General features: G+C 69.3%; 16 protein-coding genes, 1 tRNA gene and 1 pseudogene. 14 read left to right on the forward strand and 4 right to left on the reverse strand.

Features of this window, described 5'->3' with window-relative positions:
• The first annotated feature begins 361 nt into the window (after positions 1-361).
• The 9 genes and pseudogenes from V2J18_RS07955 (at position 362) to V2J18_RS07995 (ending at position 5830) form a co-directional block, all read left to right on the forward strand.
• Positions 362-577 (forward strand): hypothetical protein, encoded by a 216-nt coding sequence (locus tag V2J18_RS07955; protein ID WP_336131497.1) that lies wholly within the window; start codon positions 362-364, stop codon positions 575-577.
• A 320-nt stretch (positions 578-897) separates the two neighbouring features.
• The gene (locus V2J18_RS07960; protein WP_336131498.1) at positions 898-1098 is read left to right on the forward strand and encodes a hypothetical protein; all 201 of its coding nucleotides are present in this window, start codon (positions 898-900) and stop codon (positions 1096-1098) included.
• Between the two features lie 102 nt (positions 1099-1200).
• Complete coding sequence (locus V2J18_RS07965) at positions 1201-2154, forward strand: GAF domain-containing protein (protein ID WP_336131499.1); 954 nt, start codon at positions 1201-1203, stop codon at positions 2152-2154.
• Between the two features lie 10 nt (positions 2155-2164).
• Entirely contained in the window at positions 2165-2644 is a 480-nt protein-coding gene (locus tag V2J18_RS07970) for a hypothetical protein (RefSeq protein ID WP_336131500.1), read from the forward strand.
• Positions 2602-2877 (forward strand): hypothetical protein, encoded by a 276-nt coding sequence (locus V2J18_RS07975; RefSeq protein ID WP_336131501.1) that lies wholly within the window; start codon positions 2602-2604, stop codon positions 2875-2877. Before V2J18_RS07970 ends, V2J18_RS07975 begins: the two co-directional genes overlap by 43 nt.
• 6 nt (positions 2878-2883) lie before the next feature.
• Positions 2884-3191, forward strand: a pseudogene (locus V2J18_RS07980) (hypothetical protein); the annotation flags it as partial.
• Between the two features lie 344 nt (positions 3192-3535).
• Positions 3536-4396 (forward strand): hypothetical protein, encoded by an 861-nt coding sequence (locus tag V2J18_RS07985; protein ID WP_336131502.1) that lies wholly within the window; start codon positions 3536-3538, stop codon positions 4394-4396.
• The gene (locus V2J18_RS07990) at positions 4393-5385 is read left to right on the forward strand and encodes a hypothetical protein (protein ID WP_336131503.1); all 993 of its coding nucleotides are present in this window, start codon (positions 4393-4395) and stop codon (positions 5383-5385) included. The genes V2J18_RS07985 and V2J18_RS07990 overlap by 4 nt, the downstream gene beginning before the upstream one ends.
• A 274-nt stretch (positions 5386-5659) precedes the next feature.
• Positions 5660-5830, forward strand: a complete 171-nt coding sequence (locus V2J18_RS07995) for a hypothetical protein (protein ID WP_336131504.1) — start codon at positions 5660-5662, stop codon at positions 5828-5830.
• 505 nt (positions 5831-6335) lie between these two features.
• Here the strand turns inward: V2J18_RS07995 and V2J18_RS08000 are convergent.
• Positions 6336-6428 (reverse strand) — tRNA-Ser (locus tag V2J18_RS08000).
• 280 nt (positions 6429-6708) lie between these two features.
• On the opposite strand from V2J18_RS08000, the gene dnaX reads away from it, so the two are divergent.
• The 5 genes from dnaX (at position 6709) to V2J18_RS08025 (ending at position 10784) form a co-directional block, all read left to right on the forward strand.
• The gene (dnaX, locus tag V2J18_RS08005) at positions 6709-8982 is read left to right on the forward strand and encodes a DNA polymerase III subunit gamma/tau (RefSeq protein ID WP_336131505.1); all 2274 of its coding nucleotides are present in this window, start codon (positions 6709-6711) and stop codon (positions 8980-8982) included.
• A gap of 129 nt (positions 8983-9111) precedes the next feature.
• Positions 9112-9432 carry a YbaB/EbfC family nucleoid-associated protein gene (locus V2J18_RS08010; protein ID WP_064748752.1) on the forward strand — a complete coding sequence of 107 codons (321 nt, stop codon included), beginning with the start codon at positions 9112-9114 and terminating at the stop codon, positions 9430-9432.
• Between the two features lie 13 nt (positions 9433-9445).
• A complete protein-coding gene (locus tag V2J18_RS08015; protein WP_336131506.1) occupies positions 9446-9679 on the forward strand; it encodes a hypothetical protein in 234 nt (77 codons plus the stop codon).
• 16 nt (positions 9680-9695) lie between these two features.
• Positions 9696-10289: a recombination mediator RecR gene (gene recR, locus V2J18_RS08020; RefSeq protein ID WP_064748750.1), complete on the forward strand. Its 594-nt coding sequence runs from the start codon at positions 9696-9698 to the stop codon at positions 10287-10289.
• Positions 10290-10430: 141 nt separating this feature from the next.
• A complete protein-coding gene (locus tag V2J18_RS08025; protein WP_064748749.1) occupies positions 10431-10784 on the forward strand; it encodes a histidine triad nucleotide-binding protein in 354 nt (117 codons plus the stop codon).
• Between the two features lie 217 nt (positions 10785-11001).
• Here V2J18_RS08025 and V2J18_RS08030 read toward each other — a convergent pair whose 3' ends face one another.
• From V2J18_RS08030 to V2J18_RS08040, 3 genes are read right to left on the reverse strand one after another with little or no spacing between them, the layout of a single operon-like run.
• The gene (locus tag V2J18_RS08030; protein ID WP_064748748.1) at positions 11002-11487 is read right to left on the reverse strand and encodes a Slp family lipoprotein; all 486 of its coding nucleotides are present in this window, start codon (positions 11485-11487) and stop codon (positions 11002-11004) included.
• Positions 11484-13532, reverse strand: a complete 2049-nt coding sequence (locus V2J18_RS08035; protein ID WP_336131507.1) for a transglutaminase TgpA family protein — start codon at positions 13530-13532, stop codon at positions 11484-11486. Before V2J18_RS08035 ends, V2J18_RS08030 begins: the two co-directional genes overlap by 4 nt.
• Positions 13525-14520 carry a DUF58 domain-containing protein gene (locus tag V2J18_RS08040; protein WP_336131508.1) on the reverse strand — a complete coding sequence of 332 codons (996 nt, stop codon included), beginning with the start codon at positions 14518-14520 and terminating at the stop codon, positions 13525-13527. The genes V2J18_RS08035 and V2J18_RS08040 overlap by 8 nt, the downstream gene beginning before the upstream one ends.
• Positions 14521-14529: the final 9 nt, after the last annotated feature.

A 14529-nucleotide genomic window follows, 5' to 3' on the forward strand; every position in this document is an offset into this window, starting at 1 on the left:
CGACTGCGATGGCAGTTGTAACGAAAGGTTGTAGTGAGTCCGCAGTCGCGCTCTGTCCATACGCCGACGCGCCGCACTGCGACCGCCGGTCGGCGATGGAAGGCGCTGGCGCGCATCGTCTGTGCGCGCCCACGCGATCGACGCCCCCTGCGCCGCGCACGACCCTCGGTGCCGGCCGGCGGAGATGTCGGGGGTGGCGGGGCGCGTTCGGCGTCGTTCGCCGTGGAACAGCGTGGTTCCGCCAAGCCGTTGGCGTTGCGGAACTGAGCGGTTCAGCCCCGCGGTGGGGCCGGTGCGCCGGCCCTGGCCGGCGCTGGCATAACGCGTAGACTGTCGCTCTTTGCCCGGTTCAGCCGTCGAATTGAATACGCTGCAAATCGAGTTGCGGGCTGCGACTGCCGCGCAACACACCCGGTTGGATCGGCTGATGGCCGGCGGCTTGAGCGATCACATGGGCTATGCGCGCTACTTGCGCGGCATGGCGGCGCTGGTCTCGATCTTGGCCCTGGCACCGGAGGAACTGTCGGCGCGCGCGCTGTGGCGACCTGGTTCGATGGCCAGCGCCCGGCCTTGCTGACGCAGGACCTGCAACAGTTGGGCGCGGCGCCGTCAGCGCCGCCGCCGGCCTTGCCGCCGAGTTGGTGGATGGGGGAACCTACGTCCTGGAAGGCTCGGCCCTCGGCGCCCGGCTGCTGTTGCGCAATCTCGCCGGCCTGCGCCGGACCGATCCCGATATGCCGCAGTCGTTCTGCAGCGCCACGCCGAGCGCAGCCAGCGTTGGCCGCGCTTCCTCGCCGCGCTGGCCGGCCTGCGCGGACCGATGCGCGAGGACGCAGAGCGCGGCGCGCGGCACGCCTTCGGCCTGGTGGCCGAGGCCATGACTTCCGAGGATCTCGCATGATCGACCCCAAACTGCAGGCGGCGTACGACGAGTGCGCGCGCGAGCCGATCCACCTTAGCGGCGCGATCCAGCCGCACGGCGTCCTGCTGGCGTACGCGCCGCGCAACGGCCGCCTGGTGGCGGTATCGGAGAACGCCGGCGACTTGTTCGGCCGCAGCGCCCAGGAACTGCTCGGACAACCGACCGTCTGCGAGTGATCCCGGACGCCGGCTACGCGCCGGTGTCGGTGCATTGCGCGGCCAGCGCCGCGCCGCTGGACATGAGCTTCGACTTGCTGCGCAGCGTGTCGCCGGTGCACCTTGGAGTACCTGCGCAACATGGGCGTAGGCGCCTCGATGTCGATTTCGCTGATCGTCGACGGCCGGCTGTGGGGCTTGATCGCCTGCCATCATCCGCAGCCGCGTCCGGTCGACGCCGCGCAACGCATCGCCGCCGACGTATTCGGCCGTTACGTCTCGCTGCTGCTGAGTAGCCGCGACCTCAAGCGGGTCGGTGCCGCCGAATCGGCCTCCCGCGCGCACCGGGTGCGCCTGGAACAAGCGCTCAGCGACGGCACCCCGGCCCTGCGTACCTTGCGCGACGAAGCCGGCGCCCTGCTCGGCGCTTCCTGCGCGCATGGCCTGGCCTTGGTCGCCGGCGACCAGCAGGTGCTCGGAGAGTGCGTGGACGAGGCGGCGGTCGAGGCCGCCTTGGCCTGGGCGCGGGCGAATGCCGGCCACGAAGCGGCGGGCAGCGCCGACCGTACGGCCTGGAACCCGTCCGGCGAGGGGCCGGCCGGACTGTTCGCGGTGCCGCTGGAAGGCGGCACCCTGGGCTGGCTGCTGTTGTTCCGCGAAGAGCAGATCGAGCACGTGCGCTGGGCCGGCGCGCCGTCCGACGCCTACCAGCTCGATGCCGGCAGCCTGAAGATCGGCCCGCGCGCGAGCTTCCAAGAATGGAACCAGACCGTGCGCGGCACCTCCGAGCCGTGGACCGGCGAGGACGCCGAGCGCGCCGAACGCCTGCGCCTGCTGTTGCTGCGCTATCTGCACGCGCCGGCCAGCGAGCCGGCCGAGCGCGATACCGGCGGCCGCTTGGTGCGCCTGGACGCCTACGGCCACCGTCGCCGCCTGACCCTCCTGGCCAACCTGCTCGCCGACGCCGCCGATCACCTGGATCCGCAGCAGCGCGAGCGCATGAGCGGCCTGATCGGCGAACTCGAGGCGATCGTGTCCACGCCGGCGAACCTCGGCGAACGCCAGGCCGCCGGCTGACTGGGCGGTCGTGTTCGCGCCGGCGTCATCGCCTGCCGACGCCGCCTTCATGTTCCTTGCGGCTGCACTGTCCGCGCGGCGTCGTTTAACGACATGTCGATTGGCATCGGCCGGCGATCGCGGCTCCATAGAGGGGCCGCGATCGGCGGCGCGAGCGGGACAGGGCATGAAGGCGTGGCAGCGCGAGCACGACCTCAACGCATTGCAGGCATTGGCGAACCTGATCGCCGCCCTGCTGCGCCAGGCAGAACTCGCTGCCGAGGATTGCGGCGAGGCCGAGATCGAGCGCGCGCAGGCCTGCGCGGCGTTGGATGCGGCCTTGCTGCGGCAACTGGCGGCGCGCGACGGCAGCGAACGCGCCGCGACCGAGTTGAGCGCGCGCCTGTGCGCCGTCGAGGCCGAACTGGGCGAATGTCTGTACTGGCATCGCCCGAGGCGGGCTCGCGCTTGCGCCTGCAGCGCGTCGCGATCTACGAACTGCAGGCCTTGAAGCTGCATGTCGACGACTACCTGCTGTTTCGCGATGCGCCGCGCCTGGGCGAGCGGTTCGAAGCGCTGGCGCGCGCGACCGACAGCCTGCAGCGCCAGCGCGGCGCCAACGCCGCTTTACAGGCCCATGCGCGCGCCGCCGGCCGGTCGCTGCGCGCCGCGCTGCAGGCACTGGACGGCGCCGCCGAACCGCAGAACGACGACCGCGAACTGAACCAGCGGCAGCGCGCCTGAGCTCCGATGCGCAAGTTGCTGCTCACGCTCGACGCGCGCTACCTGATCGTCGAGCGGCGCCTTTGGCGCGCGAGCGATCCCGGCTTGAGCGCCGACCGCCGCCAGGTTCTGATCGATGAGCTGATGGACGCGCGCCGCGCGCCACCGGCGACGATCCGGCCGCCTTGCGCCAGGCCCGCGCCCGGGTACAAGCGGCGAAAGTGTCCCTCGGCGAACGCGGCCCGGTGTGGTGGCGCGACGGCGTGCCGGACTGCAATCGGCATCTGGTCGAGAACACGCCGTATGCGGCCTGGTACGCCGCGCCTCGTCTCGGCTCTTGCGAGGCGGGCGGTCCACCATGGAACGCGCCCGCGGGGTGCGGGAGGACTTGCCAGGCGATCATGGGGCGGCGATGCTTGGGGCGAAATGCGTTGGAAGACCCATGCATCGGAGCGGTCTGGGCTTGACGCTGCGTCGCCCCCTGGTTCCGCGCCAACGGGAGCTTCGCGTATCGGCTGTCGCAATCGTTGTGCCCGAGATGCGCAACGGCTCCGAAAATGCGCAAGCGCCCGGGCGCGTGTTACGACGGAAAAAGTACGGTCGCAATACAGAGAAGGGAGTTCTACGCTCGATCAGTTGCAGATCGGTTCGGAAGCGATTACCACAAGGAGAATGTGAAATGCGGGGATCCGTAATACTGGCTTCGATATTGTTCGGCTGCAGCTTCTCCGCAGCCACCGCAGCCACCAATCAGCGTGTATCCGACGGCGGTCGTACGCAGATCCAGACCCAGCAGCAAAGCCGTCTCCAGGCTCTGGCCAAACGAGGTCGTTACAGCAATTACCAGCAGTTGTTGGGGGCTGGCCAAGTTCAAGCCAAGCACGGCGCGGTAGGCGGGGGGCTCAAAGGCGCGCGGCCCACACCCGAGCAAATGCAAGCGTTGACGCAGCAGACCGCGGTCGACTTGGCTGCGCTGGGGTTCACGGCAAAGGACGTGGCGGTCTTCCAACAAAGCGGGATCGACTTGTTCGATATCGCGCAGCGGTTTTTCGCGGGCAGCACCACTGCCGCCGAGCAAATGCTCATGGCCGACACCGTGGTCATAGCAACAGCAGGCAAGACGATGGACGGTCGGGCACGCCTGGACGGATTCTTGTCGACGAGTCCGTTTACCGTTGTGAAATCGCTTAAGGGCGCGCGGGCGCCGGGCGACATGGTTTACGTCCCACGAAAATCCGGGGCGAACCCGGATGGCACTGTCTTGACCGTAACCTCCGACATCGAATTTACGGTGGGAAAGAAGTATTTGTTGGTATTGTCGAAGAATTGGTACGAGCAGTGGGTCGCTGAGAAGCGCAAGCAAACCGAGGCCGGTTTCATCGCTGTGCCGTATCTGGCGTACGAAATACTCCCCAACGACACCCTGCGGGACGGTCCGCGCGCCACGCGCTCGGGCGAAGACCCGCGCAGCGTCGCCGAGGCTGCGAACGAGTTAAAGAAGTTTTCTCCTGGCAAGCGTAGCGCCGGGGGCGCGCCATGATTTCGGCTCGCATGCTTGTGGCGACGGCCCTGGCCGTCTGCGGCTTTCAAGCGTCGGCCCAGGCGCCGGTCATCACTTCGCAATGGGAGGCCGCCTCGGTCAATATTGGGTTTCACGACTCGGTTTCGGCCTGCATCTTTTCCAGCATAGGCGCCAGCAATACCTGGAACCGCGTGGGAGTGGATTTGCATCTGCAGACCGACTCGCTTGCGTCGCATCCTCGCGTCGATGAGCAAACTCAGGCCTACAATTATTCGCACATCACCGTCGAAGACGACGCGCAGCTGCTTCCCGGCGCCCTTATGGAAGCCCGGATCATGACGAATTCCCAGACGGGAACGATTCTGAACGCCGATATATTCGTGGATCGGCGGCACATGAATCAGACTCAGGGGCTGTTCCAGTTCAGTTGCGATACCGGCAGTAGCGTGCCGCCGGACAAGTACGACTGGGAGTCGGCGATCCTGCACGAGTTTGGGCACATTGTCGGCTTTCAGCACACCTACGACCAGACCGGTTGTTCGATGTACAAAACGCTGAAAGAGGGCGAGTCGCGTCGGGTGCTGTGCGAAGCCGAAAAGCAGGAGTACATCCGAGCCTACGGTTTGACGTTCAGGATCATGGCCCTGGAGAACGTGGCGGGGCCGCAGGGTGCCAATATTCCGGCCCGAGTCTTCTACAAGGGCACGCCGGTCTTTCCGGTTAGGAGAGAGACGAAAATCGTCGAATGCGCCAGCGGCTGGGAGTGCAGCGACTACATCGGAACCTACACTGCCCAAACGCCGTCGCCGCTGACTTTCTATTTCAGGTGCACTAATACCACGCCCCTTCCCACTGCGACGTTCCGTTGGCGCACGACGCTGATAGACGCCAATGGAATGAAGACCAACAGTGTCGACCACACCAGCACTTGCACCACTCCGCCCGGCGCGATCCAGACCGACAGCGCAGATCCTGTGGGCGGCAACAGGATCATCATTACCCAGTGACATGAAGAACAGACGCGTGTTCTTTAGCGCGATACCGGGCAAAGAATCCGATAGGCAGAAAGAACTAAGTCCCTGAGAATCGGGGCTTGGTTCTTTGTATGGGGAATTCCTAGCCATACCGGACCAAAGTCCAAGAGGGTTTGGCCATGAAGCGATGCCCAAACTGTGAGGGTGGTCGCGACGTCGACCTAGAACCCTTAATTTTTAGGCCTATGAAGCGTACGTCGATACAGGGGCTTAGACCCACGTTGGTCCGGAAAGGGTAGGGGTTGGCATGGATCACATTGAGGCGATCGTCAAAAACGTTGCTTGGAGCGACCGCCACGATGAAGAGTCGTTCACCGGCGCCCTGCATGAGCGGGCCGTCTGGGACGCTCAGAAGTGCTGGGAGCTGGAGGCCGCATTTACTGCCTTGCCGCTCACCCAAAGGATTTTCCCCAACTGATGTGTCCCCTGTTCCGCCTCTTCAGCTACATCATGGTCAGTCTCGGAGCGTACTTCGATCCAAACGATGCCTTCAGGATCGATAACGTGACGATGCGCAGGTCTATGACTGCCGGGGAGGGCCCAGCTTGTCTTCGAGGGGGTGTTCTCGGGAAACATGCCGGTTCAGTCCTCAGGCTTGGGGACACCCAATCGACGGCTTCATGCCAACGTTTGATTCAGGCCGAAGCCGCTTCATCGGCTCGGCCTGATTCGAGCACTGTCGTAGAGCAGGCACTTGGCGAGTCGTGAAGGGCGTCGAACCTTCGACCTATGGGGCAAGAGTCAACTGCTCGACGAGTCGAAATAATTTGAACTCGGAAGTCTGCGAGGCTGCCGGCGCCGGGGCGGACCCAGCCGCTGGCCGTTCACCTCGCTGCGGCCTGGGGCGGCCGTCTCGTATGCGGCAAGCTGCGGCGGGCACAAAAAAGCCCCCGAGCGGACTCGGGGGCTTTCTTCACGTGAACTGGCGGAGAGAGGGGGATTCGAACCCCCGAAGCGCGGTTTAGACGCTTACACACTTTCCAGGCGTGCTCCTTCAACCACTCGGACACCTCTCCGGGATCTGTGCGACTCGCTGGGCGGGCCGTTCAGAGCCGGGAATTCTAGCCTTGGCGGGGGCTGGCGGACAAGCTGGGCGTGGCCGGCCCGGCTTCCGGGCCGCTATAAGGGGGTTTTCCCGAGTCCCGGCGGACGCTCCGGGCGCGGCCGCGCGGGGCCGGCGTGGCACAATGCGCGGGTTCCACAGTGCCGCGCCCAGCGTCGTGACGGCGCCCGCTCGCGCGCGCTGTGCCGCGTTACCCTGGCGGCTCGTCCGCAGGCCTCATCGCAAAGGATCCGATGTCGTATCTCGTCCTCGCCCGCAAGTGGCGCCCCAAGCGTTTCGCCGAACTGGTCGGGCAGGAGCACGTCGTGCGCGCGCTGACCAACGCGCTCGGCACCGGGCGCGTGCACCATGCCTTCCTGTTCACCGGCACCCGCGGGGTCGGCAAGACCACCATCGCGCGCATCTTCGCCAAATCGCTCAATTGCGAGCGCGGTACTTCGGCCGATCCCTGCGGCGAGTGCGCGGCCTGCCTGGACATCGACGCCGGGCGCTACATCGACCTGCTCGAGATCGACGCGGCCAGCAACACCGGCGTCGACGACGTGCGCGAGGTGATCGACAATGCCCAGTACATGCCCAGCCGCGGCCGGGTCAAGGTCTATCTGATCGACGAAGTCCACATGCTGTCGAAGTCGGCGTTCAACGCGCTGCTGAAGACGCTGGAGGAGCCGCCGGGGCACGTCAAATTCCTGCTGGCGACCACCGACCCGCAGAAGCTGCCGGTGACGGTGCTGTCGCGCTGCCTGCAGTTCAACCTCAAGCGCCTGGACGAGCAGCAGATCGCCGGGCAGATGACCCGCATTCTCGCCGCCGAGCAGATCGGCGCCGACGAGTCGGCGATCCGCCAGTTGGCCAAGGCCGCCGACGGCAGCCTGCGCGACGGCCTGTCGCTGCTCGACCAAGCCATCGCCTACGGCGGCGCCGGCGGCGACACGCGCCTGGAAGGCGCTGCGGTTGCGGCGATGCTGGGCTCGGTCGACCGCACCCGGGTCGGCGCGGTGCTGGCCGCGCTGGCCGACGGCGACGGCACGCGGCTGATGGCCGAGGTCGCGACCCTGGCCGAGTTCTCGCCGGACTGGGGCAGCGTGCTGGAGTCGCTGAGCGACGCCCTGCACCGGATCCAGGTCCGCCAGTTGGTGCCGGAGGCGGCGGTCGAGGCCGACGGCGTCGATGTCGACGCGCTGGCCGCGCAGCTGCGGCCTGAGGTCGTGCAGCTGTGGTACCAGATGAGCGTCAACGGCCGCCGCGATCTGCCGCTGGCGCCGAGTCCGCGTGCCGGTTTCGAGATGAGCGTGCTGCGCATGCTCGCGTTCCGCCCCAGCGGCGCGGCCGAGCCCGGCCCGACGTCGGGCGGTTCGGGCGGGCGCAGCGAGCCCGCGCGCGGCCGCGACGCCGCCGCGCAAGCGGCTGCGGCGATGCGCGAGATGGGCGGTGCGCCGGTGCGCGAGGGCGCGCCGCGAGAAGCGGCGGTATCGGCGCCTTCCGCGGAGCCGTCGACGCCGCTCGAGCCGGCGCAGGCCCCGGCGCGGGCGGCGGAAGCGCGCAGCGCCTCTGCGTCCGGGTCGCCGCCGCGTCCGGTCGCGCCGATCGAACCGGCTCGCGCCGAGCCGACCCGTAGCGAACCGGCGCGCGCTCCGCTCGCCGCCGCGCCTGCAGCGGCGGACGAAGCGCCGTTGTGGCCGGACGAGGAACCGGTGCGCCGCGCCGAACCGCCGCGTCCGTCGCGGCCGGTCCAGGCGGTGCGCGAGGACGCGCCGCTGTGGCCGGAAGACGATGTGCCGCAACCGCGACAATCGTCCCGCCCGGAACGCGCGGGTTCGGAGCCGGAGCCGGTTCGTCCGGAAGCGGCCCGGCCGGCCGCTCCGGCGGCCTCGGTCGAGCCGGAGCGGATCCGATCGGCCCGGATCGAGCCTGTCCGCGCCGAGCCCGAGCCCGCACGGGCCGAGCCGGCGCCGATCGCCGCCGAACCCGAATTTCGCGTCCCGCCGGCCGCCGCCGCGCCGGCGCCCAGCGTGGTGCCGGACGAAGTGCCGCGCGAAGACATGTTCGCCAGCCCGGCGCCGCGCGCGTCCGAGCCGATCCGGATGCCGGCGCGCGCCGCCGCGGGCGGGGCGGGAATTCCCGACGCCGACGCCTGGCACGCCCTGGTCGACGCCAGCGGCCTGCGCGGCCCGGCGCGGATACTGGCCGAGCATTCGGGCTTTCTCGGTTATGCCGACGGCGTGCTGAGCCTGTCGCTGGGGCCCAACGACGACCACCTGCGCGCGCCGGTGCTGATCAAGATGGTCGCCGATGCGCTGGCCCAGCGCTTGGGCGTCGCTCCGCAGATCCGCTTCGAGACCGCTTCCGGCGGCGAATCGCTGCATGCGCGCAACCTGCGCGCGCGCGACGAGCGCCAGGCTTCGGCCGAGGACATGTTCATGAACGATCCCGACGTGCGCCGCCTGATCGACGACTACGGCGCCAAGCTGGTGCCGGACTCGATCCGCCCCTACGACGAACCCTGAGCCCCTTGCGCGGCGCCCGCCGCGCCCTCATCCCATCGGCGGGCGCCGCCCTCGCGCGTCGCCGCCGTCCGGGCCGGACGGCTCCGATCCCGAATACGATCTCCAACACGACCACAAGGCAGGACCACCATGCGCGGCAACATCGCCCAACTCATGCAACAGGCGCAGCGGATGCAGGAAAACGTGCAGCGCGCCCAGGAAGAACTGGCCAAGATCGAGGTCACCGGCAGCGCCGGCGGCGGCATGGTCAGCGTGACCCTGACCGGCCGCATGGACTGCCGCAAGGTGCGCATCGACCCGAGCGTGCTGTCCGACCAGGAAATGGTCGAGGACCTGATCGCCGCCGCCTTCAACGATGCGGTCAACAAGATCAACGTCGAGTCGCAGGCCAAGATGTCGGCCGCCACCGCCGGCATGCCGATGCCGCCGGGCATGAAGCTGCCGTTCTGAGCGGCGCGCGCGGATGAACCTGCATATCGGCGCCACCGCTGCGGTAGTCGCTGCGGGCTTGCTAGGCCTGGACGTCTACACGACCTGGGCGATCTGGCGCGAGCCGGATCTGACCGGCGCGCAGAAGGGCCTGCAGTCGGCCCTGGTCTGGCTGTTGCCGTTGCTCGGGGCCATCGTCTGCCTCAACGTGGTGCGGGCGATGAACCGCGAGCCGGTCGCGCGCAGCAGCTTCACCGTCAGCGAATGAGCGGACGCCGGCGCGCATGAGCAGCAGCCTGCTCGAACAACTGATCGACGCGTTCCGGGTGCTGCCCGGGGTGGGGCAGAAGTCGGCCCAGCGCATGGCCTACCACGTGCTCGAACGCGAGCGCGCCGGCGGCCAGCGCCTGTCGCAGGCCCTGGCCGAAGCGATCGAGAAGATCGGCCACTGCGTGCGTTGCCGCGACTTCAGCGAGAGCGAGGTCTGCCCGACCTGCGCCAGCGCTGCGCGCGACGCGCACCTGCTGTGCGCGGTGGAATCGCCGGCCGACCGGCTGGCGATCGAGCAGGCCACCGGCTACCGCGGCCTGTACTTCATCCTGCAGGGCCGGCTGAGCCCGCTCGACGGCATCGGCCCGCGCGAACTGGGCCTGGACGCGCTGGCCGCGCGCCTGGCCGAGGGCGAAGTGCAGGAACTGATCGTCGCCACCAACCCGACCGTCGAAGGCGAAGCCACCGCCCACTACCTGGCCCAACTCGCGCGCCAGCACGGTGTGCGCCCCAGCCGCCTCGCCCACGGCGTCCCGCTCGGCGGCGAACTCGAGTACGTCGACCGCGGCACTCTGTCGCATGCGTTCGGCAGCCGGAGCGAGATGTAGGTGGTTGCTGGGATCGGGATTGGGGATTCGGGATTCGGGATTGGCAAAAGCGGTCGGACGGGCGGGACCGAATTCGGTGTACCGTAGCCACGCTCCGGTTTTTACCAATCCCGAATCTCCAATCCTCAATCCCGGCCCCCAATGACCGACACCACCATCTTCGGCAAGATCATCCGGCGCGAGCTGCCGGCCGACATCGTTTACGAAGACGGCGATCTGATCGCGTTCCGCGACATCGCGCCGCAGGCGCCGGTGCACGTGCTGTTCGTGCCGAAGACGCCGATCGCCACCCTCAACGACCTGCAGGCCGATCAGGCCGCGCTCGTCGGCAAGCTCGTCCACGCGGCGGCGCAGTATGCGCAACGCGAGGGCTTCGCCGAGGACGGCTACCGGATCGTCATGAACTGCAACGGCCACGGCGGCCAGACCGTGTTCCAGCTGCACCTGCATCTGCTCGCCGGCGATCAGCTCGGCCGCTTCGGCACCCCGCGCTGAATCGCCCGGCGTCGAGCCTGCGGCGAGAGGGCGTTCGGTTCCCGATCCGCATCGCCGTGGCCCTTGCCGTTCCCTGCGTTGAAAAGGGAGGGCAGGGGGATTCGCCCTTGCCGTTGCGCGACACGGCCGGTGCTCGGCGAACCCACCCCAAAACGAACGAAGGCGCCGCCAGGCGCCTTCGTCGTTACCGCCGCGGGCTACCGGCGACGCTCGCGGCTCACCACCAACCCCACCACGGCCACGGCGCCGGGCGTTCGATCACGTCCACCCGTTCGCGCACCGGCCACAGATAGACCACGTCGGCGTCGAGCTGCGGAAAGCGGTACTCGTAGCCGCCGATGCGCCGCGACTCGTAGCCGGCGATGCGGCCGGTGAAGGTCACTTCGCGGTTCTTCTCGAACAGCGCCGGGTCGTAGAAGCCGGCGCGGCAGGCCAGGAAGCGGCCGCCGACGTCGTCGCTGGCCCAATACGGCCGGCCCGAGTCGCCGAGTCGGGTCGAGATCATTTCGAAGCAGGTGCGGTTGGCCTGCGGCTCGACATCGACGATGCGGCCGCCCCAGCGCACGACCGCGCCGGTGCTGTCGCTGGCCGCGGCGTCGGCCGGGGTGATGGGCGAGAACGCCCCCTGTAGCGGTTTGGGCTGGGTGGCGCAGCCGCCGAGCAGCGCGACTCCGACAGCGATTACGGCAAGACGCAGCTTCATCGTCGTTCTCCAGAAGGGCCGGGCCGATGCGCGCGTAAGGCCCGAACCAGTTCGTTGCGCAGTGCTCGGGCCTCGCGCCGCCCGGGTCCATTACCAGCGTAGCGCCAATCGCTGAAATGTTGGCTGAGCCGGAGCAAGCTTTCGCCCAGGTCCGGCCGCGCCTGGGCCACCCGCCCGGCCCAGGCCAGGGCCGGCTCGTGCGGTTGGCGCTCCAGGCCCAGCCGGCGGTAGCGTCGGCCCAGGGCCCGCCAGGCCCGCACCACCGGGTCGCGCTCGCGTTCGCCCCGGCTGCTGAGCCAGACCATCCAGATCCCGGCCACGCTGGCGAACAGCACGAACAGCAGCACCAGCTTGTGGTTGTCCAGCCGGTCGACGCCGAAGGGTTGCAGCATGCGCTGCTGGCGGCTGGCGTCGAAGCCGAGCACGAAATCGTTCCAGCCGCGGCGCAGCCAATCGCTGAGGTTGAACAAGGGCGTCGCCGCGGCGATGCCGCCGAACAGTCCGCCGGCGCCCGGCTGCCGGTCGGCCAGGGTGTCGTAGATACGCTCCGGCGCGACCGCCGCGGTCGGGTCGACCCGCACCCAGCCGCGCCCGCGCAACCACACCTCGGCCCAGGCGTGGGCGTCGGAACGGCGCACCAGCCAGTAGTTGCCGACCGGGTTGTAGTAACCGCCGGCATAGCCGGTGACCACCCGCGCCGGCACGCCGGCGCCGCGCATCAGCACCACGAAGGCCGAACTGAAGTGCTCGCAGTAGCCGGCCTTGTGGTCGAACAGGAACTCGTCGACCGAATGCCGGCCGAGCAGGGGCGTGGCCAGGGTGTAGGCGAATTCGCCGCGGATCATCGCCATCGCCCGGCGCACGATCGCCGCATCGTCGGCGCCGGCCTCGGCGCGCCAACGCTGCGCCAAGGCCAGGGTGCGTGGGTTGTAGCCCTCGGGCAGGGACAGGGCCATGCGCCGCAAGGTGTCGCGCAGCTGCGGTTCGTAGCTGGCCGGCGGCGCCGAGTGCAGTTGCCAGCGGGTTAATGTGCTGAGCGGTCGCCGCGTATAGAGATTGTGGTCCAGGGTCAGCCGCGCACCGGGCGGCGCCGCGCGCGGCAGGTCCAGGGCGACGAAATCGCGGGTGTCGGTCGGCTCGACTTCCAGCTCGTAGTCCCAACCGTTGCCTGCCGCGCGCATCGGCGCGGCCGGCAGGCCCTGGATCCAGCGCGAACGGGTCCACTCGCGGCCGTCGAAGTTCCAGAGCACCGGCCCGCGCCAGTACATCTGCGAGGTCGGCGGCGCGGCGCCGCGGAAGCGCGCGCGCAGGGTGACGGTTTCGTCGTTGAGCAGCTCGACCATCTCGCCGGGGCGCATGCTGTCGGACAGGCCGGGCCGGGCCAGGGCGCGGTCGGGGATGCCCCACAGCGGCGAGCTCAGGCGCGGGAACAGCCAGAACACCGCCAGAGCCAGCGGCAGACCGATCGCGATCAGGCGGCCGATCGAAAGCAGGCGCTGTCCGGGCGACAGGGCCGGTTCGGCGGCGCGCGCGGGGTCGGGGCGCGATTCGTACTCGGCCAGGCGCTGCAGGGTCGCCAAGGCCAGCACCACCGCGGCCAGGCCGAGCACCAGCGACCAGGGGCCCTGGTCGAGCAGGAAGGTCGCGAACGGGCCGAACAGGGCGAAGCCGATCAGGCTGCGCGCGTCGCGCAGGGTGTAGGTTTCCGACGGCTTGAGCGCGAACATCGCCGCGAGCAGGGCGCAGCCGGTATCGCGCCCGAGCGAAAAGCCGGCCAGCACCAGCACCGCGCCGACCAAGCCCAGCACCAGCAACAAGCGCAGCGCGCTGGGCAACGGCCGGCGCCAGGACAACAAGCCGATGCCGACGCCGACCGCGGTGATCAGCGCGGCGATGCTCGGCGGCAGTTGCAGCAGCAAGGGCAACAGGCAGCTGGCGCCGGCGAGCAGGGTCGCGCGCCGCGCCGACGGCGGCAGCCCTTCCGGTGCCCGCGCGTCGTCGCCGGCGCGCCTGCCTGCGGCGAAGGGAAGACGGAGTTCAGCCATGCGGCATCAACGCCAGGGCGCGCAGGCAGGCGTGGCGGTGGGCGTGGCCGCTGCCCGGGCCCAGCGCGGGTTGGTGGGGCAGGCTCAGCCGATAGCGGCAACCGTCGCGCTCGGCTTCGTCGACCCAGCGCGCCAGCCGCGAAATGCGCGCTTCCTGGTCCAGCCCGTTCAAGTGCTGCCATTCCAGTTCGACGTCGCCGCCGAGCGGCTGTTCGTACTCGCGCACCAGCAGGATGTCGCGTCGCGCCGAATGCTTCCACGCGATGGTGCGGCGGGCGTCGCCGGGGCGATAGGCGCGCAGGTGATGCACGTCGTCGCCGGCCGGATGCAGCCGGGTCACGGCCTGGTCGCCGCCGCCGGTGGGCAGCGGCGGGCCGTGCGGTTCCGGCGTCGGATAGACCAGCAGCGGCGCCTGCGGCCAGACCAGGGCCCAGGCCCGCGCCAGGCCCAGCGGGCGGGTGGTCCACACCCGCAGCCGCGGCAGTTCGAGCCAGCCGCGCCGTTCGGTGGTCAGCCGCAGCGCCGCTTCGCCGGCGCCCTGGTCCAGATCGAGCGAGGCGACGCCGGTGCCGAGCGCGCCGTCGTCGTCCACGCGTAGGCCGCGCCGGGCGCGGTCGGGCTTGGCCCGCGCATGCACCCGCACCGTCATCGGCTGGCCGGCCGGTACCGGTTCGGCGTCGATCGCGACGATGCTCAGCCCCGACAGTTGCAGCTGCGCGGCGATCAGGCTGGCCAGGCCGGCGCCGGCCAGCAGCAGCGCCAGCAGCAGGGCCGGGTTGTTGTTGTAGTTGAGCGCGCCCAGCAGCATCGTCGCCAGCAAGGCACCGTAGAACGCACCGAAACCGGTCGGCAGCACATAGATGCGGCGGCGGTCGAAGCGTGCCGGCAGGGCTTCGCGACGGCGCGGCCGGGTCAACGCCAGCAGGCGCCGGCGCCATTCGCTCAGGCGTCCGCGCGCGGTGGCGGTGGTCGTTCCAGCCTGGGCCATGCGGTTCGG

The sequence above is a fragment of the Lysobacter firmicutimachus genome (genome assembly GCF_037027445.1).
GTDB classification, from domain to species: Bacteria; Pseudomonadota; Gammaproteobacteria; order Xanthomonadales; family Xanthomonadaceae; genus Lysobacter; species Lysobacter firmicutimachus.